The sequence below is a fragment of the Mycobacterium sp. 1245805.9 genome (assembly GCF_001672915.1).
GTDB lineage: Bacteria > Actinomycetota > Actinomycetes > Mycobacteriales > Mycobacteriaceae > Mycobacterium.
Map to the genome: position 1 here is coordinate 1 of NZ_LZKR01000148.1, position 26,280 is coordinate 26,280.

Below are 26,280 nucleotides of genomic sequence, written 5' to 3' on the forward strand. Positions count from 1 at the left end.
GTCGACACGGGGACGGCGACGCGCTGCCCGTTCATCTCGATCTCCCCGCCCTTGGTGCCGAACGAGATCGTCGAGATGGGCACTCCCTGGTCCTTGGCCAGCCGCGCCGCGGTGAAGGCGCCGTCGTGCGGGTCGCTGGGGTCGGTCGGCTTGTTCTCGCCACCGTCGGACAGCAGCACGATGCGCGCCGGCGGTGGCGTGTCCCCGCCGGTGATGGCCGCGGCCCCGACCGCGTGCAGCGCGGTGAAGATCGCCTCGCCGGTCGCCGTCCCGTCGGCGAACTCGAGCTTCTTCAGCGCCTCGAGGGTCGCCTCGTGCTGCGGGGTCGGCGGCACCAGCAGGTAGGGCGTGCCGGCGAAGCCGACCAGTCCCAGGTTGATGCCCGGCGTCAGCTCGTCGGCGAATTTCTTGCCGGCCTCCTGCGCGGCGGCCAGCCGGTTGGGGGCGACGTCGGTGGCCGCCATGGACTCCGACACGTCGATGACCAGCACCACGACCGCGCGGTTGAGCGGGATCCGGATGTCCGACGTCGGCCCGGCCATGGCGGTGGTCAACAGCACCAGCGACGCGGCGAGCAGGATCGTCGGCACGTGCCGCCACCGCCCCGAGCGCAGCGGCGCGACCCGCTCCAGCACCTCCATGTTGGCGAACCGCAGCACCCGGCGCCGCCGCGCGAACTGCACCACCACGTAGATCCCGGTCAGCAGCGCCACGGCCAGCAGGAACAGGAAGAACCAGGCGTTCTGGAAGCCCGTCAGCGACACGGGTCCCAGCAGCGGCAGCTTCATGTCCAGCCACCCTATTCGTCAAACGACGACGCTGCATGGGCCGCCGTGGGGTCGCTACAGCGTCAGGACGCCGTCGTGGGCGGAGATCTGCTCGCGCGCTTCGGCCCGGGCGCGCCGCACCGCATACCAGGAGCCCTGACTCAGCAGCAACGCGTCGGTGCCGTCGTTCGGGACGGCGACCAGCCGGTGGCGTCGCACCCCGAGCAGGCTGGTCAGCAGGGAGATCGGGGACAGCAGAACCGCCACGCACCCCTCCAGCACCCACGCGATCGCGGCCCAGACGATCCAGAGGAACCAGTTCCACAGCAGGTCGAAGAGGATTTCCACGACGAAGTCGAGCACACCGTCGCCGGACCCGCCGGACGTGTCGTCCGAGCGCCAGTCGTGCCATTGCGGCGTCCAGAACAGAAACAGGTTGGGCTGGACCTTCATGGTGTACCTGGTCGCCGGCCGATCGGCCGGCGCGGGCTCGGGTGGCGAATCCGGCGAATCCCCACCGATTTGCTGCGCGACGGACTCGAGGAACGCGTCGACCTCGTCCTGGTTGTAACCGCGCTTGCCGATGGGCGGCTTGGAGAAGGTGACGTTGCGGACCTGCTCGGGCCTGGGCGCGCCGCGGGACGGGTCCCGCAACGCCGCCTCCAGCCAGTCGAGGAACGCGTCGACCTGGTCCTCGTTGTAGCCGCGCTTACCCATGGGTGGCCGGCCGAAGGAGACGTTGCGGACCTGCTCGGGATTCATGAGCAGAGTTTGTACCGGATCGAATTGTGTTACAAGCCGGGTGGTTCGGGGAACCCGCAATGCAAGACGGTGCCCGCACGGGGCGCCGTAAAGACAACAGGAGCTGCAATGATCGGATCAATCATCCTGGCCATCATCGTGGGCGCGGTCATCGGTTTGGTGGCGCGCCTGGTCATGCCGGGCAAACAGAACATCGGCATGATCATGACGGTCGTCCTCGGTGCCGTCGGTGGTCTGATCGGCTCGGCCGTGGCCGCGCAGTTCGGATACCACAACGCCAACGGCGGAATCGCCTGGATTCCGTTCTTCGTGGGCGTCGCCGCGGCCGTCGTCCTGATCGCGATCTGGGAGGCCGTGACTGGCCGTCGCCACCGCACCGGGCTGCCGCGCTAGGCGCGGCTAGCCGATCAACACCGCGTACCGCGGTTTGATCACCTCGTCGATGATCGCCAGCCGCTCGTCGAAGGGGATGAACGCGGACTTCATCGCGTTGATGGTGAACCGCTCCAGATCACTCCATCCATAACCGAAAGCCTCGACGAGCCTCGACATTTCGAGGCTCATCGTGGTGTCGCTCATCAGTCGGTTGTCGGTGTTGACGGTCACCCGGAAGCGGGTGCGGGCCAGCAGATCGAACGGGTGCTCGGCGATGCTCTTGACCGCGCCGGTCTGCACGTTGGAGCTGGGGCACAGCTCCAGCGGAATTCGCTTGTCCCGCAGGATGGATGCCTGCTGGCCCAGCCGCACCCGGCCGTCCTCGAGGACCTCGATGTCGTCGACGATGCGCACCCCGTGGCCGAGCCGGTCGGCGCCGCAGAACGCGATCGCCTCGTGGATGGACGGCAGCCCGAACGCCTCGCCGGCGTGAATGGTGAAGCGCGCGTTGTGGTCTCGCATGTACTCGAAGGCGTCCAGGTGCCGGGTCGGCGGGTTGCCGGCCTCGGCGCCGGCGATGTCGAAGCCCACCACGCCCTTGTCCCGGAACCGGATCGCGAGCTCGGCGATCTCGCGGGACACCGCGGCGTGGCGCATCGCGGTGACCAGCAGCCGCACCTTGATGGGCCGGCCCGCCGACGCGCACGCCTTTTCGCCGGCGGCGAAGCCCTCCAGCACGGCGTCGACGATCTCGTCGAAGGACAGCCCGCGGTCGATGTGCAGTTCCGGGGCGAAGCGCACCTCGGCGTAGACGACGGAATCGGCGGCCAGGTCCTCCACGCACTCGTAGGCGACGCGGTACAGGGCATCGGGGGTCTGCATCACCGCCACGGTGTGCGAGAACGGTTCCAGGTAGCGCTCCAGCGAGCCGCTGTGCGACCGGGTGCGAAACCACGTCGCCAGCTCGTCGACGTCGGTGGCGGGCAGCCCGTCGTAGCCGGTCGCACCGGCGATGTCGATCACGGTCGACGGCCGCAGCCCGCCGTCGAGGTGGTCGTGCAGCAGTGCCTTGGGCGCTTTTTTGATCTGGTTGAGGTCGATCACTGGGCGATCCGATCGATGATCAGCGGCCGCGAGACCGGCGGGGTGTCGTCGACGCGGTAGCCGCCGGCCAGCTCGGCCATCGCGGCGTCGAAGCGTTCGGGGGTGTCGGTGTAAAGCGTGAACAGCGGCTCGCCGGCCGCGACGGGCTCGCGGGGACGACGGTGGATCCTGATGCCCGCGCCCAACTGCACCGGATGGCCCGGACGGGACCTGCCCGCGCCGAGCCGCCAACTTGCCAGCCCCACCGCCATCGCGTCGATATCGCCCATTGTGCCGCCCCGGGAAGCGGTCACGGTCTCGGAACACGAACCGATCGGCAACGGTACCGACAAGTCGCCGCCCTGGGCCGCGATGAGCCGGCGAAAGCGGTCCATCGCGGTGCCGTCGCGCAGCGTCCGGGCGGGATCGACCTCGCCGAGCCCGGCCAGGTCGAGCATCTCGGCGGCCAGCCGCAGCGTCAACTCCACCACGTCGGGCGGCCCGCCGCCGGCCAGCACGTCGAGCGACTCGGCGACCTCGAGCGCGTTGCCGACGGTCGAGCCCAGCGGGCGGTTCATGTCCGTCAGCAGCGCGCGGGTGGGCACCCCGTGCGCCGCGCCCAGCTCGACCATGGTGTGCGCCAGCTCCCGGCTGGCGGCCTCCGAGCTCATCAGCGCCCCGGAGCCGACCTTCACGTCGAGCACCAACGCGCCCGCGCCCTCGGCCAGCTTCTTGCTCATCACCGAGCTGGCGATCAGCGGCAGCGACTCGACGGTGCCGGTGACGTCGCGCAGCGCGTAGAGCTTGGCGTCGGCCGGGGCCAGCTCGCCGGCGGCGAAGATGGCGGCGCCGACGTCGCGGAGCTGTTCTGTGATCCGCCGGTTGGACAGCTGCGCGGTGAACCCCGCGATGGATTCGAGCTTGTCCAGGGTGCCGCCGGTGTGCCCGAGCCCGCGTCCCGAGGCCTGGGGCACGGCGGCCCCGCAGGCGGCGACGACGGGCACCAACGGCAGGGTGATCTTGTCCCCGACGCCGCCGGTGGAGTGCTTGTCGACGGTCGGGACGCCCAGGTCGGAGAAGTCCAGCCGCTCGCCGGAGGCCAGCATGGCCGCCGTCCACCGCGCGATCTCGCCGCGGTCCATGCCGCGCCACACTATCGCCATCAGCAGCGCCGACATCTGCTCGTCGGCGACGTCGCCGCGGGTGTACGCGTCGATCACCCAGTCGATGGCGGCGTCGGACAGCCGCCCGCCGTCGCGCTTGGTCCGGATCACCGTTGGCGCGTCGAATTCCAAGTGACTCAAGGCCGTTCCCGCGGCAGGTTGGCGGTGAAGGCGTCGGGCAGCAGCTCGCCGAGGCGGCGCGGCCCGGCGGGATGGTCGATCAGCAGCCCGGGCCCGCCGTGCTCGATCAGCAGCTGACGGCACCGCCCGCACGGCATCAGGGTGGCTCCCCCGGGGTCCACGCACGCCAGCGCGACCAGCCGGCCGCCGCCGGTGGAATGCAGGGCGCTCACCACGCCGCATTCGGCACAGAGACCAAGGCCATATGAGATGTTCTCCACATTGCACCCGGTGACGATGCGGCCGTCGTCGACCAGCGCGGCCGCGCCCACGGCGAACCGCGAGTAGGGCGCGTACGCCCCCGCCGCGGCCCGGATCGCCTTGTCGCGCAGCGCTTTCCAATCGACATCAGCCATACCCACTCCGCTCGCCGACGGGCCCTTACAAGACAGCCAGACTAACTCTGACACGACACTTCGCTGGGCGGCTGTACGCCCCGGCCTGCCAGCTGGCAGGGTTAGGCTGACGTGTCCGGCTAACTTTTCCAAAAGGCGGTGGGGACATGGTGAGCACAGCCGCCGCGCGCAAGCGGCGACCACCCCGGACCCTGTATCGGGGCGACCCCGGCATGTGGTCGTGGGTGTTGCACCGCATCAGCGGCGCGACCATCTTCTTCTTCCTGTTCGTCCACGTGCTGGACGCCGCGATGCTGCGGGTGAACCCGCAGACCTATAACGCGGTGGTCGGCGACTACAAGACCCCGATCGTCGGGCTGATGGAGTACGGCCTGGTCGCCGCGGTGCTGTTCCATGGGCTGAACGGCATCCGGGTCATCCTGATCGACTTCTGGTCGCAGGGGCCCCGCCACCAGCGGCTGATGTTCCTGATCGTCGTCGTCGTCTTTCTGCTGCTGATGGTTCCCGCCGGCGTGGTGACCGGCATCCACATCGCGGAGCACCTCCGATGAGCAGCCCCGACCTTCAGCTCGGGCGGGGCCAGGCGGCGCCGGTCAAGCAGCGCTTCTACGACCGCCCCGCCAGCCTGGACAACCCCCGCTCCCCGCGCCGGCGCGCCGGCATCCCCAACTTCGAGAAGTTCGCGTGGCTGTTCATGCGGTTCTCCGGGATCGCGCTGGTGTTCCTGGCCGTCGGGCACCTGTTCATCATGCTGATGTGGGACGACGGCGTGTACCGCATCGACTTCAACTACGTGGCGCAGCGGTGGCATTCGCCGTTTTGGCAAATCTGGGACATGGCGCTGCTGTGGCTGGCGGAACTGCACGGCGGCAACGGGCTGCGCACCATCATCGACGACTACAGCCGCAAGAACTCCACCCGGTTCTGGCTCAACAGCCTGCTGCTGTTGTCGGTGGGCTTCACGTTGGTGCTGGGCACCTACGTGCTGGTGACATTCGACCCGAACATCGGAGGCTGATGGGGTGATCCAGCAACACCGATACGACGTGGTGATCGTCGGCGCCGGGGGTGCCGGGATGCGCGCCGCCGTCGAGGCCGGGCCGCGGGTGCGCACGGCGGTGCTGACCAAGCTCTACCCCACCCGCAGCCACACCGGCGCCGCCCAGGGCGGCATGTGCGCCGCGCTGGCCAACGTCGAGGACGACAACTGGGAGTGGCACACGTTCGACACCGTCAAGGGCGGCGACTACCTCGCGGACCAGGACGCGGTGGAGATCATGTGCAAGGAAGCCATCGACGCGGTGCTCGACCTGGAAAAGATGGGGATGCCGTTCAACCGCACCCCCGAGGGCCGCATCGACCAGCGCCGCTTCGGCGGGCACACCCGCGACCACGGCAAGGCCCCGGTGCGCCGGGCCTGCTACGCCGCCGACCGCACCGGCCACATGATCCTGCAGACGCTGTACCAGAACTGTGTGCGGCACGACGTGCAGTTCTTCAACGAGTTCTACGCGCTGGACCTGGTGCTCACCCAGACCCCGAGCGGGCCGGTGGCCACCGGCGTGGTCGCCTACGAGCTCGCGACCGGCGAGATCCACGTGTTCCACGCCAAGGCCGTCGTCATCGCCACCGGCGGGTCGGGCCGGATGTACAAGACCACCTCCAACGCGCACACGCTGACCGGCGACGGCATCGGCATCGTCTTCCGCAAGGGACTTCCCTTGGAGGACATGGAGTTTCACCAGTTCCATCCGACCGGCCTGGCCGGCCTGGGGATCCTGATCTCCGAGGCCGTGCGCGGCGAAGGCGGCCGGCTGCTCAACGGCGAGGGCGAGCGGTTCATGGAGCGCTACGCCCCGACGATCGTCGACCTGGCGCCGCGCGATATCGTCGCCCGCTCGATGGTGCTGGAGGTCCTGGAGGGCCGCGGCGCCGGCCCGCACAAGGACTACGTGTACATCGACGTCCGCCACCTCGGCGAGGACGTGCTCGAGTCGAAGCTGCCCGACATCACCGAGTTCGCCCGGACGTATCTGGGTGTGGACCCGGTGCACGAGCTGGTGCCGGTCTACCCGACGTGTCACTACGTGATGGGCGGCATCCCGACGACCGTCACGGGACAGGTGTTGCGGGACAACACATCCACCGTCCCGGGCCTGTACGCGGCCGGCGAGTGCGCGTGCGTGTCGGTGCACGGCGCCAACCGGCTGGGCACCAATTCGCTGCTGGACATCAACGTCTTCGGCCGCCGGGCCGGCATCGCCGCCGCGGGTTACGCGCGGGGGCACGACTTCGTCGACATGCCGCCGGAGCCGGAGGCGATGGTCGTCGGGTGGGTGGGTGACATCCTCTCCGAGCACGGTAACGAGCGCGTCGCCGACATCCGCGGCGCCCTGCAGCAGTCGATGGACAACAACGCCGCCGTGTTCCGCACCGAGGAGACGCTCAAGCAGGCGCTTACCGACATCCACGCGCTCAAGGAGCGCTACGCACGAATCTCCGTGCACGACAAGGGAAAGCGCTACAACAGCGACCTGCTGGAGGCCATCGAGCTCGGCTTCCTGCTGGAGCTGGCCGAGGTCACCGTGGTCGGCGCCCTGAACCGCAAGGAGTCCCGCGGCGGCCACGCCCGCGAGGACTACCCGAACCGCGACGACGTCAACTACATGCGCCACACGATGGCCTACAAGCAGGGCACCGACCTGCTGAGCGACATCGCGCTGGACTTCAAGCCCGTGGTGCAGACCCGCTACGAACCCAAGGAACGGAAGTACTGATGACGGTCGAGACGCAGGACCCGCCGCTGCCACCGGTTCCCGAGGGCGCGGTGATGGTGACCGTGAAGATCGCCCGGTTCAACCCCGACCAGCCCGACGCCTTCGCGAAAACCGGTGGCTGGCAAAGCTTTCGGGTGCCCTGCCTGCCCAGCGACCGGATGCTCAACCTGCTGATCTACATCAAGAGCTACCTGGACGGGACGCTGACCTTCCGGCGGTCCTGCGCGCACGGCGTGTGCGGCTCGGACGCCATGCGCATCAACGGCGTCAACCGGCTGGCCTGCAAGGTGCTGATGCGCGACCTGCTGCCCGCCCCGAAATCGGGAAGGAAGCCCGGCAAGACGCTCACGATCACGGTCGAACCGATCCGCGGGCTGCCGGTGGAGAAGGACCTCGTCGTCGACATGGAGCCGTTCTTCGACGCCTACCGGGCGGTGAAGCCCTACCTGATCACCACCGGCAACCCCCCGACGCGGGAGCGCATCCAGAGCCCGACCGATCGCGCCCGCTACGACGACACCACCAAGTGCATCCTGTGCGCGTGCTGCACCACCAGCTGCCCGGTGTTCTGGCACGAGGGCAGCTACTACGGGCCGGCGGCGATCGTCAACGCGCACCGCTTCATCTTCGACAGCCGCGACGAGGCGGTCGACGAGCGCCTCGACATCCTCAACGAGGTCGACGGCGTGTGGCGCTGCCGGACGACGTTCAACTGCACCGAGTCCTGCCCCCGGGGCATCGAGGTGACCAAGGCGATCCAGGAGGTCAAGCGCGCGACAATGTTCTCGCGCTGAGCCGGGGGTCAGCAGAGCTCGTGGTGGTGACTTCGGTTGCCGCCCAAGCGTTTAGCCTGATACATCGCGGCGTCCGAGGCGCTGATCAACTCCTGCAGCAGCGCTTGCGGGTTGTCCGCGGTGTCGTCCAGGCGGGCGCAGGCGGTGCCGATGCTCGCGGTGACCCCCGCGGCCGATGCCGCGATGGCCCCGCACATCCGCGCGGCCAACGACTCGGCGTTGCAGCCCGCGGACGTCCCGGCCAACAGAAATTCCTCGCCGCCGCTGCGCGCCACCACCGCCTGGTCGTCGGCGGCGGCCAGCAGCGCCTGGGCGACCTGGACCAGCGCGTGGTCCCCCGCCGCGTGGCCGGACCTGTCGTTCACGGACTTGAAGTGGTCGAGGTCGATCAGCATGACCACGAGGTGGGAGTCGATGCCCCGCCGGGCCAACATCATCCCCAGCGCCTCGTGCGCGAACGCGCGCCGGTTGAGCAGGCCCGTCAACGGGTCGCGGTCGGCGCGCAGCAGGTCCCCGGCAAGCGCGCGCACCAGGATGAGGATGGCCACCGGCAGGGCGATGTTGACCTCGATCACCAGCCACAGGTCCACCCCCGCGAGGCTCGGGTGCCCGGACCTGGCCAGCAACAGCGCCTCCCAGGAGCCGACGGCGGCGGCCACCGCGAAGTTGTACAGCACGAAGCCCATCGTGTGGAAGAACGCCATATAGGCGCCGAACGTCGCGAAGGCGACACACCCGATCAGTGCGGCCAGCGGGTTCGGGTGCGCCAGGCACGCCAGGGCGACGGCGGCGTTGCACGTCACGGCGAAAATGAGGGACTGTGTGCGCGTCGGCCAGCGGCTCATCCACAGCACCACCCCCGCCACCCCGCCGGCGACGGCAACCCACATCATCGCCACCGGCACCGCCCCGTGGGGGCCGTCCGCGCCGGCCAGCAGCGCGAGCAGGCACAACACCATCGACGCCGATATGAATGCCAGCACGGCCCGGGTGGCGCCGCTGATGCCCCGCGACGCAAGGTAACCGGAGAGCCAGTCGTATTGATCGGCCCGCCACCACCGACTGAAAAGCGCGGTCATCATCAACTCGGAATCGCCACCACAGGTCGAGACACTAGCCGCATACCGCAGGTATGTGTCACACTTTCGCGCGCCATCCCGTCTCCTGGATATGACCCAGAAAACCCGCATCGAGCCCCTGCCCCCCAGCCGCGCCGGACTGCTGATCCGCGCCATGTACCGAGTGGCCAAGCGGCGCTACGGCCAGGTCCCCGAGCCGTTCGCCGTGTCCGCGCATCATCGCAAGCTGATGATCGCGGGCGCGGTCCACGAAACCATGGTCGACCGGGCGTCCAAGACGCTTCCGGTCAGCGTGCGTGAGCTCGCGGTGTACTGGACCGCCCGCCAGATCGGTTGCTCGTGGTGCGTCGACTTCGGCTCCATGCTGCAGCGCCTGGACGGCCTCGACATTGAGCGCCTCAAGGACATAGATAATTACGCAACTTCACCGCTTTTCAGCGACGACGAGCGCGCGGCCATCGCCTACGCCGACGCAATGACCGCCGACCCGCACACCGTGACCGACGAGCAGGTCGCCGATCTGCGGGCCCGCTTCGGCGACGCCGGCGTGTTCGAGCTGACCTACCAGATCGGGCTGGAGAACATGCGGGCGCGGGTGAACTCCGCCCTGGGCATCACCGAGCAGGGCTTCAATTCCGGTGACGCGTGCCGGATTCCGTGGGTTACCGAGTCGACTGCGTCAGCTGACGCAACGGGGAGCCGGTGAACTTGTCGGGGTTAGCGATATCCCATAGGGCGCAGACCTTTCCGTCGCGCACCGTCAGCGCCAGGATCCGCGGCCGCATCTCCCAGTGCGCCTCGTCGCCGGGGCTGCCCGCCGTGTAGGCACCCAGCTCACCGTTCACCAGACCCAGCTGATTCGCCGTGAAAAACGCGTCGCCGTAGCGGCGGGCCAGGCCGAAGATGAACCGGGCCACCTTGTCCGCCCCGACGATGACGTGAACCGCCGTGGGCGCCTTGCCATTTGAATCGCCGGTGAACGTCACGTCCGGGTGCAGCAGCGACACCACGGTCTGCAGGTCGCCGGCCGCGATGGCGGCCATCAGCCGCCCGACCACCTCGTTGTGCGAGGGATCGGGCTCGGGCGGTGGTTCGGCGGTGACGGCCTTGCGGGCCCGCGACGCCAGCTGCCGCGCGGCGGCCTCGCTGACGCCCAGCACCTCGGCCACTTCCGCGAAGGGCACGCCGAACCCGTCGTGCAGCACGAACGCGACCCGCTGATCGGGCGACAGGCGCTCCAGCACGACCATCGCGGCGAACCGGGCGTCCTCGCCGGCCACCACCGCCGACAGCGGGTCCGCCCCGTCAAAGCCGGTGACCACCGGCTCGGGCAGCCAGTGGCCGGTGTAAGTCTCGCGGCGGTGCGCGGCCGACCGCAACCGGTCCAGGCCGAGCCGGCTCACCACGGTGGTCAGCCAGGCCCGCAGGTCATTGATCTCCCGGTCGTGCCCGTCCCAGCGCAGCCAGGCGTCCTGGACGATGTCCTCGGCGTCGGCCACCGTGCCGGTCAGCCGGTAGGCGACGGACATGAGATGCGGTCGCAGCGCCTCGAACTCGCCAACCTGCTGCGCCGCGGTCATATCGCGAGGCTACGCTCGCGGACAAGATGACTGACAACCTGTGGCTGCACTTCGCCCGGCACGGCGAGGGCATCGCGCCGCCGGTCATCACCCGCGGCGAGGGCGTCACGATCTTCGACGACCGCGGCAGCGGCTACCTCGACGCGCTGTCCGGGCTGTTCACCGTCCAGGTCGGCCACGGGCGCGCCGAACTCGCCGAGGTCGCCGCCCGGCAGGCGAGCACGCTGGCGTACTTCCCGCTGTGGGGCTACGCGACGCCGCCCGCGATCGAGCTCGCCGAGCGCCTGGCGCGCTACGCCCCGGGCGACCTGAATCGGGTCTTCTTCACCACCGGCGGCACCGAGGCCGTCGAGACCGCGTGGAAGGTGGCCAAACAGTACTTCAAGCTCACCGGCAAACCCGGTAAGCACAAGGTGATTTCGCGGGCGGTCGCCTACCACGGCACCGCCCAGGGCGCGCTGGCGATCACCGGCTTGCCGAAGTACAAAGCGCCGTTCGAACCGGTGACGCCCGGCGGCTTCCGGGTGCCCAACACCAACTTCTACCGCGCGCCCGAGCCATTCGCCAACGACCCCAAGGGATTTGGTCTATGGGCCGCCGACCGGATCGCCGAGGCGATCGAGTTCGAGGGACCCCAGACCGTCGCGGCGGTGTTCCTCGAGCCGGTGCAGAACGCGGGCGGCTCGATCCCGCCTCCCCCAGGCTATTTCGAGCGGGTGCGCGAGATCTGCGACGAATACGACGTGCTGCTGGTCTCCGACGAGGTGATTTGCGCCTTCGGCCGCATCGGGTCGATGTTCGCCTGTGACGACCTCGGCTACCTGCCCGACATGATCACCTGCGCCAAGGGGCTGACGTCGGGCTACTCACCGCTCGGCGCGATGATCGCCAGCGAGCGGTTGTTCGAGCCGTTCAACGACGCCAAAACCATGTTCCCGCACGGCTATACGTTCGGCGGCCACCCGGTGTCGGCCGCGGTGGGGCTGGCCAACCTCGACATCTTCGAGCGCGAGGGCCTCAACGACCGCGTCAAACACAACGCGGCGAGCTTCCGCGCCACGCTGGAGAAGCTCTACGACCTGCCCATCGTCGGCGACGTGCGCGGCGAGGGGTATTTCTACAGCGTCGAACTGGTCAAGGACAAGGCGACCAAGCAGACCTTCACCGACGACGAACGCGGGGCGCTGCTGCCCCGAGTGTCCGCCGCGCTGTTCGAGGCCGGGATGTACTGCCGCACCGACGACCGCGGCGATTCGGTCATTGTGCTGGCGCCGCCGCTGATCAGCGGCCAACCCGAGTTCGACACCATCGAGGCCACCCTGCGCGGCGTGCTCAGCGAGGAGTCGGGCCGGCTGTAGCGAGGACCCGCTTGACCTCGTAGGCGGCCAGCAGCACCTCGCGGGAATGCGCCGTGCTCGGGTCGCTGGCCAGCCGGGTCTGTGCGTTGCACAGCCAGGTCAGCGCGGACTTCAAATCGGCGCCCTCCGCGCTGTCGCGATGCGACTTCAGCTCTTCCAGGATGCGCTCGTGCCCGGAACTGCGAACCTGGGTGCCCTTCTCGACCTGCTTGAGCAGCTGCTCCAGCGATCGCGGGCCGTCACCGTCGCGCCGCCATCTCGACAGAAATCCATTGTTTGGAATGGCAAGCCCTTCGCCGGGGATTGGTCGTCGTGCTCTTCGACATGCCAGCGTAGATGCAGGTCGGACGCACGGTCGCTGCAGGTGGTCAAACCCGCATGCGCGGAGGAAACTTTCTGCATCGACCGCGGTGTCGAAGTGGATGAATCACCGGCGGCGACGCCGGACGACCACGGACCGAGGAGCCACCATGACCGACGGCACTGAGCACACGTTCGGCGCGCCGGACTTCACTCACCACACCACGCACCACTTCGACCACTTCGGCGACGACTCGGCCGCGTTTGCCGGCCACCTGGCCGACCCCTCGGCCCTCGCCGGGGCCGACATCGTGCACGGGTCGCCGGCGGCGGCGGAGCACGATTGGTTCTTCCAGCACGGCAACACCTGCGTGCCGGCCTCGGTCACCCAGGTGATCGCGCAGTTCACCGGGCACCCGATCCCCAGCGAGGACACCGTGCTGGCCGAGATGACTCAGCTCGGAATACAGGGGGATATGGGTCCGGACGGCATGCCCTTCACGGACGCGGTCAAGTTGCTGGCCGGTTTCGGTATCCCCAGCCACATGGAGGAGCACGCGACGATCCATCAGCTGGAGAACCACCTGGATCACGGCCGGAGCGTCATCGTGGCGGTCAATGCGGATCCGATCTGGAACCACGGGCACGACGACCCGGGCAACCAGATGGGCCACGCCGTGTTGATCACCGCAATCGACGAGACGACCGGCATGGTGACGCTGTCCGACACCGGCAATCCGGACGGCAACGAGGAGCAGGTGCCGCTGAGTGTCTTCGAGCACGCGTGGGACGAGCATGGCGGCCGGATGGTGGTCACCGACAACCCCACCCCGCAACACCCCGGCGTGGTGCTGATGCCGATCACGGTCGAAGGCCCGGCCCACACCGCCACTCCCGGCTCACACAGCTACACGGTGCAACGTGGCGACACCCTGTGGGACATCGCCGAGCGGGTTTACGGCGACGGCTCCAAATACCCGCTGATAGCCGCGGCCAGTGGCATCACCAACCCGAATATGATCACTCCCGGCGAAACCCTCACCATCCCGCATTAGCCTGCGGTTCGCTCGATCTCGAGGAGGCTCGGTGGCGAACGGCGATCACGACTGGGTGGTGGCGCTGGACTTCGGCACCACCGCGACCGCGGCGGCGGTCGGGGTCGTCGGCGGCCCAGTTAGCGAATTGCGCTTGCCCGACTCGTCATCGACGATGCCGTCGTCGGTATTCGCCGACGACGACGGCCGGCTGGTGGTCGGCGTCGAGGCCGACAACGAAGCCGAATCACGTTTGGACGCTTATGAACCCACGCCCAAACGTAAGGCCGGCCATAGCCGGGTGCGGCTGGGTGACAACGATTACGCGCCGGCCGAATTGATCGGCGCCGTCATGGCTCCGGTGCTCGGCGAGGCGGTACTGCAGCACAACAACGCCGTTCCCCGCACCGTGGTGTTGACCCACCCGGTGAGCTGGCGCGGCTCCCGGCGCCGGGTGCTCACCGAGGCCCTGCAGCACGCCGCGGAGCGCGTGGGCCTCAGCGAGCTGCCCGACCCGGTGTTCGTCACCGAGCCCGTCGCCGCCGCGCGCTGGTACGCCAAGGCCGAGCCCCCCACGAAGGGCGCCTATTTCGCCGTCTACGACCTGGGCGGCGGCACGTTCGACACCACCGTGCTACGCGCCACCGGTGAGGGCTTCGAGGTGGTCGGATCCGGGGGGATCGACCAACTGGGCGGCTTCGACTTCGATCAGCTGCTGTTCGACTACCTGGGCAGCCAGTACATCAGCAAAGCCGACCCCGGGCTGTGGGCGGCACTATCGAACCCCGCCCAACCCGACCCCGACATCGCATACCGCCGCCGCCGGCTACAGGCCCGGGTGCACCTGCTCAAGGAGGGCCTGAGCAACGCCGTCGACAAACGCGTGCCCCTGCCCGGCGTGGCGGATCCCGTCGTGGTCACCCGCGGCGACTACGAGGCCCTGATCCGCCAGCGCATCGAAGACACCGTCACCGAACTCGAAGACACCATCGCCGAAGCCGGGCTGGCGCCCGATCAGATCACCGCCATCTATCGGATCGGCGGGGCCGCCCGCACCCCCCTGGTCGGCGCCGTGATGGAGCGGCTGCGACTGCCCGTCAAGACCACCGATCACCCCAAACTCGTTGTCGCCCAAGGCGCGGCCATCTGCGCACCTCAACCGTCAGAACCACCACCGATCCCACCGGTGGACCCGGTTGTGGAACGGTCAAAACAATTGTGGCACAACGCAGAACAACAACTGCGCAGTCGCGACATTACGGGCGCTCGGGCGAGCTACCAGCAGATCATTGCTCTCGACAACCCCGACTGGGCGCCCCGCGCACGCGCCGCGCTGGGCCGCCTCGAGTCGCCGCCGGCACCCCAGCCGCCGGTGGAAGATGAGCCAGCGAAGCCTGAGCCGATTTCCGGCACCATGAACACCCTGCTGGATACCGGCGGAAATACCGCCACCACCAAACCAATCACCGACAAGCCGGCGAAGGGGTACATAACCGCGCCGCCGGTATCGAAACGCCGGCGTCGCATCGCCTTCGCGTTCGACGTGCTTCCGATGCTGCTCTGCTACGGCGCGGCGGCGTGGATCGCAGTCAACACGCGTGCGAGTAACCAGATAGCACATTGCAGTAACGGCTACGTCTACAACTGCAAGCCCTATTACCTCTATTACAGCCGCTACAACTCCTGGAGCACAGGAGGGAGGGTCGCCGTCGCCGTCGCGGCGCTGGTCGTGCTGATATATGTCATCTGGAACTGGCTGTACCGGCGGGGTAAGACGGGCGCCACGATCGGTCAATCGATGTTGCGCTTCAAAGTGCTCAGAGCGGCAACACAACAGCCTCCCGGGTTTGGCATCACCCGTTTCCTCAAGGTCGTTGTAGCGGCGCTATTGGTGGCTGTTGTGACGGACCTGGGTGTCGACCTGATTGTCAGCTTGATTATCCACGGATTCGACAGTTAGCGGTTCAGCCGGGCCCGAAATCGTGGTGGCCGTATTCGCCGTGATCGGTGTGATCGTGGCCCTGGTCGTGATGGATGTCGTGGTGGTCGAAATGGTCGCCGTGCGGGCCATCACCGCGGTGCGCGTCGAAATCGGCGCTGTCGTCGGATATTTCGAGCTGACCGTCGTCCCTGGCCACCTCGTCCGGCGTGGGTGGCTTTCCGTCGGGCCACGCCAGTTCCACGGCGCGCGCGATTTCGGCGGCGACCTCCGGGGGCAACTCCGCTCCGGGGCCACCGGAGTCGGGAATGTCGTTGAACAACTGCCGCAGCTCGTGGTCGAGCAGCGCTGCGTCCGGATCCGTTTCGGGATCGCCGTAATTGGCGAACTCGTCATAGCCACTCATTCGCGGGTCCCACCCTCTCCACTCAGCCCCTTGGACACCGGGGGCGCGCCGCCAGGTTCCCCGAGTAGCTGCTTGAGTTCCTCCTTGCCCCGACGCAGCCGGCTCCTCACGGTGTTGAGCTCGACCCCGAGGACATCGGAGATGTCGCTGTAGCTCATGTCGCACATGAACCACAGCACCAGGGCGTCCCGGAACACGGGATTCACCGCGGCAAGCGCGGACTCCACGTCGAGGCGCTCGGCGATCCGATCGTGTGCGGCCAGCGCCGGGAGGCTTTCGTCGTCAATGGGCACGGTGGCCCGACGCGCGTGAGAGCGGATCTCGTTCAGACATATGTTCCGGGTGATCGCATGGAGCCAGGTGCGAAATGACGCGCGGCCATCGAAGGTGGCGATGCGACGGGCGGCCTGAAACAGCGCGTCCTGACGAGCATCCTCGGCGCGGTATGGGTCGTCCAGCATGCGCCGGCACAACGCGGTCACATAGTTGAAGTGCCGGCCCAGCAGCCGGTTCATCGCCGCCGCGTCTCCGGCCTGAGCGGCCGCAACCAACACCGAGTCGTCAACTTCGCCAACCGCGTCCGCGACCGTCGTCGTATCATCCATTCGTGCCTCCCAGCGCGGCAGACCAGCAGGTAGCGGACGCTTTTGCGAGGGCCACTGCCGGGTCTGAGAATACCGCCGTGCGCCGGGAACTTCGGCCGGATGGCCGGTGTCCAAGAATGATGTGGGACCAACCGGGTGCGGCGCCGTCATGAGCCGCCCGCCAGCCGCTGTCGGCCCGTCGGCACTGCTGTCCGACATGGCTGACCTGCTCGACCAGGCGCGCCCTGCCCTCGGGCCGGACGCGGAAAGCGAGCTGGACCGGTTGCGCACCAAACTCGCCGAGCCGCTGACCCTAGCGGTCGCCGGGCACACGAACGCGGGTAAGTCGACATTGGTGAACGCGCTGATCGGCGCCCGGATCGCGCCGACGGCGGACACCGAATGCACACGGGTCATCACCCGATTCCGCTTCGGACCCGATACGGCCCGGCTCGTGCCGCTGCGGGGCAGTCCCCAACCGGTGTGGCTGACGGCCGACCGCCGCTTGCCGCCCGCCGACGAGTTGCCGATTCCGCAGGAGCAGCTGGCGTACATCGAGGTCTCGTTGAGCTACGAGCCCCTGCGCCACCTCACCGTCATCGACACCCCGGGCCTGTCCGGCGACGAAGGCCTGGCCAACCAGACCGAGGAGTTGTTGGGTCTGGCCAGCCCGGACAACGACGGGCCGCGACCGGCTCGCGACGCCGCCGACGTGCTGCTGTTCGTCCTCGGCCCCACGCTCCGCGAAACCGAACGGGACGTGCTGCGGCGGTTTCGCCGAAAGACCCGCGGCTGCTACGACTTTCCTGCCAACGCGCTCGCGGTGCTGAGCCGCGCCGATCAACTCGTCGGCGACGACGGTCCGTGGGCCGTCGCGCAGGCCAAGGCCCGCTCGCACGCCGCCGAGCTCGCCGACTTCGTCGCCGGGGTGCTGCCGGTGATGGGCAGGCTCGCGGAGACAACGGAGACCGGCTCGCTGACCGAAACCCACGCCGGGTGGTTGCGCTCCGTCGCGGAGGCCGCCGACCTCGACGCCATTTTGAGCTACCCGTTCGCGTTCATGGAAGCCGACGTGCTCGACCGCGACGCGCGTGAGGTGCTGCTGAATCGTCTTGACCTGTTTGGCATCCGGGCACTGACGCGCCCGGAGAACGGGCCGATGCCCGCCGCGACGATGTATGACACGTTGCGGGAGCTGTCCGGTGTCGCCGCGCTGCGCGAGCGCCTCGACGTTCTGTTCGTGCGACCGGCGGCCGTCCACAAGGCCGCGCGGGTGCTGTCCGAGCTGGAAGCCCTCATCTCCGCCGCCGACCCGCCGGACTCGGCGAGCCAGCCGCTCGTCGACCGCATCGAAGCCATCAGCCTCGGCGACCCCATGCACACCCTGCGGGAGCTGAAAGCCTTGTCCGCCATCTACACCGGCCGCGACGCCCTGGGCGAGCCCGCCCGGCAGATGGCGCTGCAGCTCTTTGAACACGTGGACCCCGCCGAACGGCTGGGCATCGAGGGCCGCGTCGATCGCGACGCGCTGGGCGAGCGCGCCGCCGCCGCGGCCCGCTACTGGCGCACCGTCGCCAATGGCGCCGGCCTGTTGTCGACGCGCGATATCGCCGATACGGCCGCGCGGTCCGCTCACCTCATCCAGACCGGCGTGGAGCGACGATGACCATGGGTTTCGCGACGAACATCGACTGGATCCGGACCCTATTGCTGGCCGCGGCCTGCGCAACCGTGGTGTTTGCCGCCGGTGTCGCGGCCGCCGTCAGGTTCGCGCACCGCCGCGGTGCGACGGCGCCGCACCCACTGACCGAACAACGCGACGCGCTGGTCGGCGGCTGCGTGAAGGTGCGCGGACTGCTCGACGACGAGGTACTCAGCGACGTGCTCGACGACGCCCTGCGCCGCGGTGGGGTCACCGTCTTCGATGCCACCGGAGCTCGGATGGACCGCTCTCGCCACCACGTCAACCACACGGTTGCGGCGCCCGATCCGAGCGCCGACGGCATCGTGGCCCACACGCAGGCCCCCGGTTACCTCGACAACGGCCGCGTCCTGCGCCCGGCCGAGGTGGTCGTTTTCAAATGGAACCGATCATGACTAGCGCCGAACAAGGCGACATCGCAAGCGAAATCGCCCAGATGCGCGAACAGCTGGCACGGCTGTTCGCCGCCCACGGGGCCGACGCGGCGCTGCAGCAGCTGCCTCCGGCCCGGGCCGTAGTCGACGACGGCGCGAAAATCGTCGTCGTCGGCGAGGTCGGCGCCGGCAAGACGGCGTTCGTCAACGCAATCCTCGACCGTCCGGACCCCTTGCCGACCGAGCCCACGAAGACCACCGTCGCCGTCGACGCCGGCGGGCCCGACGAGTTGGCGGGCATGACCCTGTTCGACACTCCCGGTGTCGGCGGTCTCGATGCGACCACCGCGCAGGCCACGCTCTCCGCCCTCGACCAGGCCACCGCACTGGTGTTCGTCTGCTCGGTGGAATCGAAGATCTCGATCGCCGAACGCGACTTCCTGGCCGAGGCGGCACGACGAGTCGACCACATCGTGTTCGTGGGCTCCAAGGTCGATCTGCTCCCCGATCTGGGCGCGGCCAACTTGCGGGAAGACGAGCAAACCGTGGCCGGCTCGAGCCGGTTCCCGAGCAAGCGCTTCGCCGACCCGACCTTCCTGCCGTTCAGCGCGCGAATCGCCGGTGATGCCCGCGACCGTGCCGGCGACAGTGCCCGCATGCTGGCCGCCTCCGGAGTCCCGGCGGTGCGCGAGCGGCTGAACCAGATCGCCGCCCGCCAAGCCGTGTACAGCCAGCTCAACGCGATGCGCGCGATGAAGGAAGCCATCACGCTGGCCCACCACGACTTGCACCGCCGCAAGCAGGCCATCGACCAACCCGCCGCCAAAGACGAACTCGACCGTCTCACCGACCAACTCACCCAGTTGCGCGAAAGCACGACGACATGGCGGCGCACGCTGTCGAAGCGACTCGAAGACGCCCAGGACGACGCGCGCGACGCCCACAAGCGCCGGATCAAGGCGATACGCGCCGACTACGAACAGCGACTCGCCCGGCGGGAGAAGGCCCAAATCCAGGACCTGGAAACGGATTTGGTTTCAGCCTTGTGTCAGGCGCAGACCGACGCCAACGCGGACCTGCGCGGCGCGGTCGCCGAGATCGCGCGGGACCTGTGGCGGCGGATCTTTGACAGTGACCCCGACATCGCCGACCTCGCCGACAGGCTGCCGACGCCGAGTGAATCCCCCGCCGATTACATCGCCGCCCGCACCAAGGCCACGAGGGACGCCGCCGACACCCTGGCCGGGGTGCAGCAAGGCTACATAGGCACCATGATGTGGCAGAACCTGACCCGGGCCGTCGAGGCCACCGGGCTGATCGCCGCCAACGCGGCTTCGGCCGTCGCCTCGATGGGGGCCGCGGCGCCGTTCGGCGTCGCCTGGTTCCTGCTGCAGAAGCGCTTGGGCGATCGTCGGGCGGACCTCGCCGGACTCAGCTCGTGGGCCACCGCCGCGATCAACGAAGCCAGCGCCGAAATCAGCGGCGAGATCGACCGTGGCTTCCGCAAGGCGTCCTGGCTGCTGCAGGAAGCGGTCGAAGAAGCGATCACCGATGCCATCGAGGCCACCCAGAGCGCCAAAAGGGCTCAGGCCGACGCGATTCGGGACCTCAACGCCGAAATCCAGCAGATCGACAAGCTGCGCGAGGAACTTGCCGCGCCGACCAAGCAGTGGAACCTGCTGCACGACGCGTTGCTGGCGGTGGCCGAAGCGCCGCTGGACACCCAGCGGCGCCTCGCCCGGTAAGGCTATTCGGTTGAGTGCAGCCAGGTTTCGAGATGAGCGCTGACGACGGCATTTGCCGTCGCGTCGAGTTCGGCGACCATCTGTTGACCCGAATCGATCGTGGTGATGATGAACGTGTCCAACAGCGCCTGATGGATGCCGGGGCCCAGCGGAAACGAGTTCTCCCCCACCACCCGAATCCCTCGGCCACGCGAATCGTTGACCACGAAAGCCTTGGGCCAGCGCGTCTTTCGGTTCCAGCCCGCCACGAACGCGTCGATGCGTTCACGCGACGCCTCCGGGTAGACGACGTCCGGATGAATACGGATGCACAGGACGTCGGCTTCGGGGCCTTCGGCGCTCAGCTGTACCCGGTAGTCGGGACCGTGGTCTGAATAGAAACCAAGCACGAAGTCGCCGTCCCGGTCCATGAGGAATCGGAGTTCGCTGGCGCGCAGCCAATTCTCGATCAATTGGCGCTCGAAACTTTGGATCATCTCTGCCTCCGCGATGTGTAGGGAAAGTGACAGGCAGCCACTAACCCGTTAGACACGCCGTCGCGCCGAAAAAGTTGCCGGCAGTCGACGTCCACGAGCCGGGAACTTTCCGGTGCCGCCGGGTTTCAAAAGGGTTGACAGTGCCAGACCGGGACTGTCAACCAAGCCGCGACGCGGCCTGAGCGGAAATGGAGTTCGGCAATGAAGGCACGAATGATGGCACTGGGCTTTGCGGCCGCCGCGGCCGTTGTGTCGGGCGCGATCGGTGCGACGGCACCGGCGGCGGCGGCCAGCGGCTGGGTGGCCGAGGCATATTCACCCAGCGCTCCGGTGCAGCTGTACGAGACGTGGGGGCCCGGCACCCGGGCCGCGATCGAGGCGAGCGCTCTTGACCAATGCAGAAGGGCGACCGGCAAGTTCGACTGCACGCTGGCAATCTCCACCGGGGAGTGCGGCGCCATCGCCGTCGACGGCAACACGGTGTTCGGCGGCTCCGGGCCGACGATTGCGGCCGCTGCGGAATTCGCCCGCTTCGTGGTACCGAACGGACGGATCATCGGTAAGCACTGCGCGTGGGACGCCCACTGACGGTGCAAACGGCTGTGGCCCGCCGCGGCCGGCGGGCCACAACCCTTGACCAGGTGTGTAACATCCGCCCCATCAGTCACAGCGCGGCGTCCTGCAATCGGGCCGCCCATCGCCTAGTCTGCTCAGACAATGACCCTGTTGCGTTCCGCGTCATGCCTGGCAGCGACGCTTTTCCTGGTAGGCGGCCTGGCCGCCGCGCCGATGGCTGCCCCGCTCGCGTCCGCCGAACCGGCCCCGGGCCCCAACGCCGGGCCGCCGGCCTGCCCGTATCAGGTCAACACCCCGCCCGCGGTGGACTCCTCGGAGGTCCCGACCGCCGGGGACCCGCCGGTCCCGCTGGCGGTGCCCCCCAAGCCGGTCGGCGGCGAGGCGCTGGGCGGCTGCGGCATCGTCGCGGCACCCGGGACGGCGCCGGTGCCGGGCGACGTGTCGGCGGACGCCTGGCTGGTGGCGGACCTGGACAGCGGCGCCGTCATCGCCGCCAAGGACCCGCACGGGCGGCACCGCCCGGCCAGCATCATCAAGGTGCTGGTCGCCATGGCGTCCATCAACGCGCTGCCGCTGAACAAGTCCGTCGAGGGCACCGCCGACGACGCGGCCGCCGAGGGCACCAAGGTCGGCGTGACCGAGGGCGGCGTGTTCACCGTCAACCAGTTGCTGCACGGCCTCTTGATGCACTCCGGCAACGACGCCGCGCACGCGCTGGCCGTGCAGCTGGGTGGGATGCAGCAGGCGCTGGAGAAGATCAACGTGCTGGCCGCCAAGCTCGGCGGCCGCGACACCCGGGTGGCCACGCCGTCCGGGCTGGACGGCCCCGGCATGAGCACGTCGGCCTACGACATCGGCCTGTTCTACCGCTACGCCTGGCAAAACCCCACCTTCGCCGACATCGTCGCCACGCGGACCTTCAACTTCCCCGGCCACGGCGACCACCCGGGCTATGAGCTGGAAAACGACAACCAGCTGCTCTACAAGTACCCGGGCGCGCTGGGCGGCAAGACCGGCTACACCGACGACGCCGGGCAGACGTTCGTGGGCGCGGCCAACCACGACGGCCGGCGGCTGGTGGCGGTGCTGCTGCACGGAACGCGGCAGCCGATCGCGCCGTGGGAGCAGGCGGCGCACCTGCTGGACTACGGGTTTTCCACACCGCAGGGCACCCAGGTCGGCACGCTGATCGAGCCCGACCCGTCGCTGATGCCCACCAAGCACGACGGCGCCCCCGACCGGCAGGGAGCCCAGGCCGCCGCGCTGATGCCGGCGGCGGACGCGCTGCCGGTGCGGGTGGGTGTCGCCGCGATCGGAACCGTCATCGTGTTTAGTTTGATCATGGTCGCACGCTCGATGAACCGCCGACCGCAACACCGTTGACGGCCGACTACCGGCGGGCCCGGCTGCTCGGGCTCACCGCCGCCAGCGTCGGCCTCATCTACGGCTACGACCTGTCGATCATCGCCGGGGCGCAGCTGTTCGTCACCGACGACTTCGGGCTCACCACCCGGCAGCAGGAGCTGCTGACGACGATGGTGGTGATCGGCCAGATCGTCGGCGCGCTCGGCGCCGGCGTGCTCGCCAACGCCATCGGCCGCAAGAAATCGATAGTGGCGATCCTCGTCGCCTACGCGGCGTTCGCACTGCTGGGTGCGTTCTCGGTGTCGCTGCCGATGCTGTTGGCGGCCCGCTTCCTGCTGGGCCTTACGATCGGCGTCACGGTGGTGGTGGTGCCGGTGTACGTGGCGGAGTCGGCGCCGGCGGCGGTGCGGGGCTCGCTGTTGACGGCCTATCAACTGGCGATCGTCAGCGGCCTCGTCGTCGGCTACCTGACCGGTTACCTGCTGGCCGGCGCGCACGCCTGGCGGTGGATGCTGGGGCTCGCCGCAGTGCCCGCAATGCTGCTGCTGCCCTTGCTGATTCGGATGCCCGACACGGCCCGGTGGTACGTGCTCAAGGGCAGGACCGAGGACGCCCGCGCCGCGCTGCTGCGCGCGGAGCCGACCGCGGACGCCGACGCCGAGCTGGCCGAGATAGCAAGCGCGTTGAGCGAAGGGAGCGGCGGCTTCTCGGAGATGCTGCGGCAACCGTACTTACGGGCCACCGTCTTCGTGGTCACGCTCGGCTTTTTGATCCAGATCACCGGCATCAACGCGATCATCTATTACAGCCCACGGATATTCGAGGCGATGGGCTTCACCGGAAATTTCGCCCTGCTGGCCCTGCCGGCGCTGGTGCAGATCGCCGGGCTGGCGGCGGTGGCCACATCGCTGCTGCTGGTCGACCGGCTGGGCCGGCGCCCAATCCTGTTGTGCGGCATCGGCATGATGATCGTCGCCGACCTCGTCCTGATGGCCGTGTTCGCCCAGGGCCGCCTCGGCGGCGCCGGCCTGGTCTTCGGGTTCGCCGGGGTCGTGCTGTTCATCTTCGGCTACACCGCGGGTTTCGGCTCGCTGGGCTGGGTGTACGCCAGCGAGAGCTTCCCGACGCGGCTTCGCTCCATCGGCTCCAGCACGATGCTCACCTCCAACCTGGTGGCCAACGCGATCGTCGCCGCCGTCTTCCTCACGCTGTTGCATTCACTCGGCGGCGCCGGGACTTTCGCGGTCTTCGTGGTCCTCACTTTGATCGCCTTCGGCTTCGTCTACCGGTATGCGCCGGAGACCAAGGGCCGCCAGCTCGAGGACATCAGGCACTTCTGGGAAAACGGCGGTCGATGGGACTGATCTCGGCGGGGACGATGGTTCTCGACGGGCAGGTGAGCCGGCCGGGATGGCTGGAGACGTCCGGTCAAGGCATCCTCGCGTGCGGCGCCGGCCCGCCGCCCCGGCCGGCCGACCGCGACTTCCCGGATTGCGTTGTGGTGCCGGGCTTTGTCGACATGCACGTGCACGGCGGCGGCGGCGCCTCCTACACCGAGCCCAACGGCATCGACGACGCCGCGGACTTTCATAAGCGCCACGGCACCACCACCACGCTGGCCAGCCTGGTCACCGCCGCGCCGGCCGAGCTGATCGCCGGCGTCCGCGCGCTCGCCCCGCCCACCGAACGGGGCGCCATCGCGGGCATCCACCTGGAGGGGCCGTGGCTGAGCCCGGCCCGCTGCGGGGCGCACGACCCCACCCGGATGCGCCACCCGGACGCGAGAGAGATCGACGCCGTGCTCGCCGCCGGCGGCGGCGCCGTCCGGATGGTCACGCTGGCGCCGGAACTGCCCGGCGCCGACGACGCGATCCGCCGGTTCGTGGACGCGAATGTGGTTGTGGCCGTGGGCCATACCGACGCGACCTACGAGCAGACCCAGCGGGCCATCGCCGCGGGCGCCACGGTCGGCACCCACCTGTTCAACGCGATGCCACCGCTGCACCACCGCGAGCCGGGGCCCGCGCTCGCGCTGCTGCGCGACCCGGGGGTGACCGTCGAGCTCATCGCCGACGGCGTGCACGTGCACCCCGAGGTGGTGCGCGCGGTCGTCGCGGCCGCGGGGACCGACCGGGTCGCCCTGGTCACCGACGCGATGGCCGCGGCCGGCTGCGCCGACGGGACGTTTCGGCTCGGCGGGGTGGCGGTCGACGTCGTGTCCGGCGTCGCGCGGGTGCACGGGACGTCGACGATCGCCGGCAGCACCGCCACCATGGATCTGCTTTTCCGCACCGTAGGCGCCGATGCGGGGCTGGCCGCCGCGGTGGCGCTGACGGCGACGACGCCGGCACGCGCGCTCGGCCTCGAGCGGGTGGGCTGTTTGCGGCCGGGCTACGACGCGAATCTGGTTGTGCTGGACGGCGCTTTGCAGGTGACCGCCGTCATGGTCCGCGGCGACTGGGTGGGCGGCGGGTAGCTACCGCAGCCTGCGGATCAGCCGCGAAAACGCCAGCGCCCCAACGGCTCCGAGGCCCATCGCGGCCAGCGTCTGACGGGTGGACAGGCCCTCGTCCACCTGCACCCGCGGGGCGATGATCGCAGGCGGCGGGGGGTCCACGTGCGTGGCGCGCGGATCGTGGGACGCGGTGGCGGCCCAGGCGGCGGCGAACAGCACCAGATACGCGGTGACGTAGGCGAACACCATCAGGCCCAGCACCGGCCCGAAGGCGACCCCGGCGGGGCTGCGCAGCACCGCCCGCAGATACAGCGACGCCACCTGCTTGAACAGCTCGAAGCCCGTCGCCGCCAAGAGACCCGCGCGCGCCGAGGCGGCCAGGTCCACCTTCTCGCGCGGCAGCCGGGCGATCATCCAGGTGAACAGCAGCCAGGACACGAACAGCGAGACCACTATCGAGAACAGCCGGAACAGCCAGTCGAACACCGAAAACTCCGGTATGCCAAACCATCTCAGGACGGCGCCCATCGGCGCCTCGTGGCCCAGCGTGCTCAGCGCCACGGTGGCCAACATCACCGTGAACGTCCCCACCATCGCCAGCAGGTCGGAGAGTTTGTTGCGCAGGAACCCCGGCGACTCGATGCGCTTGTCCCACCACATCTCGGTCACCGCGCCCCGCAGGTGCGATATCCACCCCACGCCGGCCCAGGCCGCGGTGGCCAGCCCGATCAGGCCGACCGACGTTCGCGCGTCTATCGCGGAATTCATTAGGTCGATCAGCTGTTGCGAAAGGGCGCCGGTCACCGCGGACCGGATGTGGTCGTCGATCGTGCCCAGCAGCTGCGGCCGGCGCGACAGCAGGAACCCGAACGCCGCGAAACCGACCATCAGCAAGGGAAATAACGCGAAGATCGTGTAGTAGGTGAGGCCGGCGGCGTAGAAGCCGCCGTTGCGCTCATCGAAACGCTGATAGGCGCGCATGAGGTGATCGAACCAGCGAAACCGGGCTCGCAGCCGATCCAGGATGCCTGGCTTGGCCGGCTCGCTCAT

Annotated in this window: 27 protein-coding genes and 1 pseudogene; 16 read left to right on the plus strand and 12 right to left on the minus strand. The window is 68.9% G+C overall.

Annotation, left to right across the window (positions count from 1 at the left end):
• Together A9X00_RS19565 and A9X00_RS32535 are read right to left on the minus strand one after the other, a co-directional pair.
• Positions 1-788: VWA domain-containing protein (locus tag A9X00_RS19565; RefSeq protein ID WP_067157077.1), on the minus strand; the 788-nt coding region annotated here is incomplete at its 3' end.
• Positions 789-842: 54 nt separating this feature from the next.
• Positions 843-1,529, minus strand: a complete 687-nt coding sequence (locus A9X00_RS32535) for a DivIVA domain-containing protein (protein WP_067157080.1) — start codon at positions 1,527-1,529, stop codon at positions 843-845.
• Positions 1,530-1,637: 108 nt separating this feature from the next.
• Here A9X00_RS32535 and A9X00_RS19575 point away from each other — a divergent pair, with 108 nt between their 5' ends.
• Positions 1,638-1,922, plus strand: a complete 285-nt coding sequence (locus A9X00_RS19575) for a GlsB/YeaQ/YmgE family stress response membrane protein (protein ID WP_067157083.1) — start codon at positions 1,638-1,640, stop codon at positions 1,920-1,922.
• Positions 1,923-1,928: 6 nt separating this feature from the next.
• On the opposite strand, the gene A9X00_RS19580 is transcribed toward A9X00_RS19575, so the two are convergent.
• From A9X00_RS19580 to A9X00_RS19590, 3 genes are read right to left on the minus strand one after another with little or no spacing between them, the layout of a single operon-like run.
• A complete protein-coding gene (locus tag A9X00_RS19580; RefSeq protein ID WP_067157086.1) occupies positions 1,929-3,008 on the minus strand; it encodes an adenosine deaminase in 1,080 nt (359 codons plus the stop codon).
• Positions 3,005-4,291, minus strand: a complete 1,287-nt coding sequence (locus A9X00_RS19585; RefSeq protein WP_067157089.1) for a thymidine phosphorylase — start codon at positions 4,289-4,291, stop codon at positions 3,005-3,007. Before A9X00_RS19585 ends, A9X00_RS19580 begins: the two co-directional genes overlap by 4 nt.
• Positions 4,288-4,686: a cytidine deaminase gene (locus A9X00_RS19590; RefSeq protein ID WP_067157091.1), complete on the minus strand. Its 399-nt coding sequence runs from the start codon at positions 4,684-4,686 to the stop codon at positions 4,288-4,290. Before A9X00_RS19590 ends, A9X00_RS19585 begins: the two co-directional genes overlap by 4 nt.
• 212 nt (positions 4,687-4,898) lie before the next feature.
• Between A9X00_RS19590 and sdhC the strand changes: the two genes are divergently transcribed.
• The 4 genes from sdhC to A9X00_RS19610 are packed head-to-tail and all read left to right on the plus strand — an operon-like array spanning position 4,899 to position 8,257.
• Entirely contained in the window at positions 4,899-5,237 is a 339-nt protein-coding gene (gene sdhC / locus A9X00_RS19595; protein WP_067157094.1) for a succinate dehydrogenase, cytochrome b556 subunit, read from the plus strand.
• Entirely contained in the window at positions 5,234-5,704 is a 471-nt protein-coding gene (locus A9X00_RS19600) for a succinate dehydrogenase hydrophobic membrane anchor subunit (protein WP_067157097.1), read from the plus strand. Before sdhC ends, A9X00_RS19600 begins: the two co-directional genes overlap by 4 nt.
• 4 nt (positions 5,705-5,708) lie before the next feature.
• Positions 5,709-7,463: a succinate dehydrogenase flavoprotein subunit gene (gene sdhA, locus A9X00_RS19605; protein ID WP_067157100.1), complete on the plus strand. Its 1,755-nt coding sequence runs from the start codon at positions 5,709-5,711 to the stop codon at positions 7,461-7,463.
• The gene (locus A9X00_RS19610) at positions 7,463-8,257 is read left to right on the plus strand and encodes a succinate dehydrogenase iron-sulfur subunit (RefSeq protein ID WP_067157103.1); all 795 of its coding nucleotides are present in this window, start codon (positions 7,463-7,465) and stop codon (positions 8,255-8,257) included. Before sdhA ends, A9X00_RS19610 begins: the two co-directional genes overlap by 1 nt.
• Before the next feature lie 8 nt (positions 8,258-8,265).
• Here the strand turns inward: A9X00_RS19610 and A9X00_RS19615 are convergent, their stop codons facing one another.
• A complete protein-coding gene (locus A9X00_RS19615; RefSeq protein ID WP_369830772.1) occupies positions 8,266-9,336 on the minus strand; it encodes a diguanylate cyclase domain-containing protein in 1,071 nt (356 codons plus the stop codon).
• A 37-nt stretch (positions 9,337-9,373) separates the two neighbouring features.
• On the opposite strand from A9X00_RS19615, the pseudogene A9X00_RS19620 reads away from it, so the two are divergent.
• Positions 9,374-10,042, plus strand: a pseudogene (locus tag A9X00_RS19620) (carboxymuconolactone decarboxylase family protein); the annotation flags it as partial.
• On the opposite strand, the gene A9X00_RS19625 reads toward A9X00_RS19620, so the two are convergent.
• Positions 9,999-10,916: a sigma-70 family RNA polymerase sigma factor gene (locus tag A9X00_RS19625; RefSeq protein ID WP_067157112.1), complete on the minus strand. Its 918-nt coding sequence runs from the start codon at positions 10,914-10,916 to the stop codon at positions 9,999-10,001. The pseudogene A9X00_RS19620 and the gene A9X00_RS19625 overlap by 44 nt on opposite strands.
• A gap of 26 nt (positions 10,917-10,942) precedes the next feature.
• On the opposite strand from A9X00_RS19625, the gene A9X00_RS19630 reads away from it, so the two are divergent.
• Complete coding sequence (locus tag A9X00_RS19630) at positions 10,943-12,274, plus strand: aspartate aminotransferase family protein (protein WP_067157115.1); 1,332 nt, start codon at positions 10,943-10,945, stop codon at positions 12,272-12,274.
• Here A9X00_RS19630 and A9X00_RS32800 read toward each other — a convergent pair.
• Positions 12,249-12,500, minus strand: coding sequence for a hypothetical protein (locus A9X00_RS32800; RefSeq protein WP_067157117.1), 252 nt, complete (start codon positions 12,498-12,500; stop codon positions 12,249-12,251). The genes A9X00_RS19630 and A9X00_RS32800 overlap by 26 nt on opposite strands.
• Positions 12,501-12,744: 244 nt before the next feature.
• On the opposite strand from A9X00_RS32800, the gene A9X00_RS32805 reads away from it, so the two are divergent.
• Both A9X00_RS32805 and A9X00_RS19645 read left to right on the plus strand, forming a co-directional pair.
• Entirely contained in the window at positions 12,745-13,629 is an 885-nt protein-coding gene (locus A9X00_RS32805; protein WP_156772191.1) for a LysM peptidoglycan-binding domain-containing protein, read from the plus strand.
• Between the two features lie 31 nt (positions 13,630-13,660).
• Positions 13,661-15,568, plus strand: coding sequence for an Hsp70 family protein (locus A9X00_RS19645; RefSeq protein ID WP_067157123.1), 1,908 nt, complete (start codon positions 13,661-13,663; stop codon positions 15,566-15,568).
• A 4-nt stretch (positions 15,569-15,572) separates the two neighbouring features.
• On the opposite strand, the gene A9X00_RS19650 is transcribed toward A9X00_RS19645, so the two are convergent.
• A complete protein-coding gene (locus A9X00_RS19650) occupies positions 15,573-15,953 on the minus strand; it encodes a hypothetical protein (RefSeq protein WP_067157126.1) in 381 nt (126 codons plus the stop codon).
• Entirely contained in the window at positions 15,950-16,558 is a 609-nt protein-coding gene (locus tag A9X00_RS31415; RefSeq protein ID WP_067157129.1) for an RNA polymerase sigma factor, read from the minus strand. Before A9X00_RS31415 ends, A9X00_RS19650 begins: the two co-directional genes overlap by 4 nt.
• Positions 16,559-16,706: 148 nt before the next feature.
• Here A9X00_RS31415 and A9X00_RS19660 point away from each other — a divergent pair, with 148 nt between their 5' ends.
• The 3 genes from A9X00_RS19660 to A9X00_RS19670 are packed head-to-tail and all read left to right on the plus strand — an operon-like array spanning position 16,707 to position 20,358.
• Positions 16,707-18,203, plus strand: coding sequence for a dynamin family protein (locus tag A9X00_RS19660; protein ID WP_067157132.1), 1,497 nt, complete (start codon positions 16,707-16,709; stop codon positions 18,201-18,203).
• The gene (locus A9X00_RS19665; RefSeq protein ID WP_082975394.1) at positions 18,200-18,634 is read left to right on the plus strand and encodes a nucleotide exchange factor GrpE; all 435 of its coding nucleotides are present in this window, start codon (positions 18,200-18,202) and stop codon (positions 18,632-18,634) included. The genes A9X00_RS19660 and A9X00_RS19665 overlap by 4 nt, the downstream gene beginning before the upstream one ends.
• Complete coding sequence (locus A9X00_RS19670; protein ID WP_197515212.1) at positions 18,631-20,358, plus strand: GTPase; 1,728 nt, start codon at positions 18,631-18,633, stop codon at positions 20,356-20,358. The genes A9X00_RS19665 and A9X00_RS19670 overlap by 4 nt, the downstream gene beginning before the upstream one ends.
• A 2-nt stretch (positions 20,359-20,360) precedes the next feature.
• Here the strand turns inward: A9X00_RS19670 and A9X00_RS19675 are convergent, their stop codons facing one another.
• Complete coding sequence (locus tag A9X00_RS19675; RefSeq protein ID WP_067157141.1) at positions 20,361-20,834, minus strand: YbjN domain-containing protein; 474 nt, start codon at positions 20,832-20,834, stop codon at positions 20,361-20,363.
• Between the two features lie 201 nt (positions 20,835-21,035).
• Between A9X00_RS19675 and A9X00_RS19680 the strand changes: the two genes are divergently transcribed.
• The 4 genes from A9X00_RS19680 (at position 21,036) to nagA (ending at position 25,251) form a co-directional block, all read left to right on the plus strand.
• Positions 21,036-21,422 (plus strand): DUF4189 domain-containing protein, encoded by a 387-nt coding sequence (locus A9X00_RS19680; protein WP_082975395.1) that lies wholly within the window; start codon positions 21,036-21,038, stop codon positions 21,420-21,422.
• Positions 21,423-21,551: 129 nt separating this feature from the next.
• On the plus strand, positions 21,552-22,793 hold the full coding sequence (locus A9X00_RS19685) for a D-alanyl-D-alanine carboxypeptidase family protein (RefSeq protein ID WP_067157146.1): 1,242 nt from the start codon (positions 21,552-21,554) through the stop codon (positions 22,791-22,793).
• Complete coding sequence (locus A9X00_RS19690) at positions 22,790-24,139, plus strand: sugar porter family MFS transporter (RefSeq protein ID WP_067157149.1); 1,350 nt, start codon at positions 22,790-22,792, stop codon at positions 24,137-24,139. The genes A9X00_RS19685 and A9X00_RS19690 overlap by 4 nt, the downstream gene beginning before the upstream one ends.
• Positions 24,130-25,251 (plus strand): N-acetylglucosamine-6-phosphate deacetylase, encoded by a 1,122-nt coding sequence (gene nagA, locus A9X00_RS19695; RefSeq protein ID WP_067157152.1) that lies wholly within the window; start codon positions 24,130-24,132, stop codon positions 25,249-25,251. The genes A9X00_RS19690 and nagA overlap by 10 nt, the downstream gene beginning before the upstream one ends.
• On the opposite strand, the gene yhjD is transcribed toward nagA, so the two are convergent.
• Complete coding sequence (gene yhjD, locus A9X00_RS19700; RefSeq protein ID WP_067157180.1) at positions 25,252-26,280, minus strand: inner membrane protein YhjD; 1,029 nt, start codon at positions 26,278-26,280, stop codon at positions 25,252-25,254.

What these genes read in the sequence shown, in the direction of transcription:
- A9X00_RS32535 (WP_067157080.1), bottom strand. Translation starts at nt 1,529, where the DNA reads ATGAATCCCGAGCAGGTCCGCAACGTCTCCTTCGGCCGGCCACCCATG.
- A9X00_RS19575 (WP_067157083.1), top strand. Translation starts at nt 1,638, where the DNA reads ATGATCGGATCAATCATCCTGGCCATCATCGTGGGCGCGGTCATCGGT.
- A9X00_RS19590 (WP_067157091.1), bottom strand. Translation starts at nt 4,686, where the DNA reads ATGGCTGATGTCGATTGGAAAGCGCTGCGCGACAAGGCGATCCGGGCC.
- sdhC (WP_067157094.1), top strand. Translation starts at nt 4,899, where the DNA reads ATGTGGTCGTGGGTGTTGCACCGCATCAGCGGCGCGACCATCTTCTTC.
- A9X00_RS19600 (WP_067157097.1), top strand. Translation starts at nt 5,234, where the DNA reads ATGAGCAGCCCCGACCTTCAGCTCGGGCGGGGCCAGGCGGCGCCGGTC.
- A9X00_RS19610 (WP_067157103.1), top strand. Translation starts at nt 7,463, where the DNA reads ATGACGGTCGAGACGCAGGACCCGCCGCTGCCACCGGTTCCCGAGGGC.
- A9X00_RS19615 (WP_369830772.1), bottom strand. Translation starts at nt 9,336, where the DNA reads ATGACCGCGCTTTTCAGTCGGTGGTGGCGGGCCGATCAATACGACTGG.
- A9X00_RS19625 (WP_067157112.1), bottom strand. Translation starts at nt 10,916, where the DNA reads ATGACCGCGGCGCAGCAGGTTGGCGAGTTCGAGGCGCTGCGACCGCAT.
- A9X00_RS19630 (WP_067157115.1), top strand. Translation starts at nt 10,943, where the DNA reads ATGACTGACAACCTGTGGCTGCACTTCGCCCGGCACGGCGAGGGCATC.
- A9X00_RS32805 (WP_156772191.1), top strand. Translation starts at nt 12,745, where the DNA reads ATGACCGACGGCACTGAGCACACGTTCGGCGCGCCGGACTTCACTCAC.
- A9X00_RS19650 (WP_067157126.1), bottom strand. Translation starts at nt 15,953, where the DNA reads ATGAGTGGCTATGACGAGTTCGCCAATTACGGCGATCCCGAAACGGAT.
- A9X00_RS31415 (WP_067157129.1), bottom strand. Translation starts at nt 16,558, where the DNA reads ATGGATGATACGACGACGGTCGCGGACGCGGTTGGCGAAGTTGACGAC.
- A9X00_RS19660 (WP_067157132.1), top strand. Translation starts at nt 16,707, where the DNA reads ATGAGCCGCCCGCCAGCCGCTGTCGGCCCGTCGGCACTGCTGTCCGAC.
- A9X00_RS19665 (WP_082975394.1), top strand. Translation starts at nt 18,200, where the DNA reads ATGACCATGGGTTTCGCGACGAACATCGACTGGATCCGGACCCTATTG.
- A9X00_RS19670 (WP_197515212.1), top strand. Translation starts at nt 18,631, where the DNA reads ATGACTAGCGCCGAACAAGGCGACATCGCAAGCGAAATCGCCCAGATG.
- A9X00_RS19675 (WP_067157141.1), bottom strand. Translation starts at nt 20,834, where the DNA reads ATGATCCAAAGTTTCGAGCGCCAATTGATCGAGAATTGGCTGCGCGCC.
- A9X00_RS19680 (WP_082975395.1), top strand. Translation starts at nt 21,036, where the DNA reads ATGAAGGCACGAATGATGGCACTGGGCTTTGCGGCCGCCGCGGCCGTT.
- A9X00_RS19685 (WP_067157146.1), top strand. Translation starts at nt 21,552, where the DNA reads ATGACCCTGTTGCGTTCCGCGTCATGCCTGGCAGCGACGCTTTTCCTG.
- nagA (WP_067157152.1), top strand. Translation starts at nt 24,130, where the DNA reads ATGGGACTGATCTCGGCGGGGACGATGGTTCTCGACGGGCAGGTGAGC.
- yhjD (WP_067157180.1), bottom strand. Translation starts at nt 26,280, where the DNA reads ATGAGCGAGCCGGCCAAGCCAGGCATCCTGGATCGGCTGCGAGCCCGG.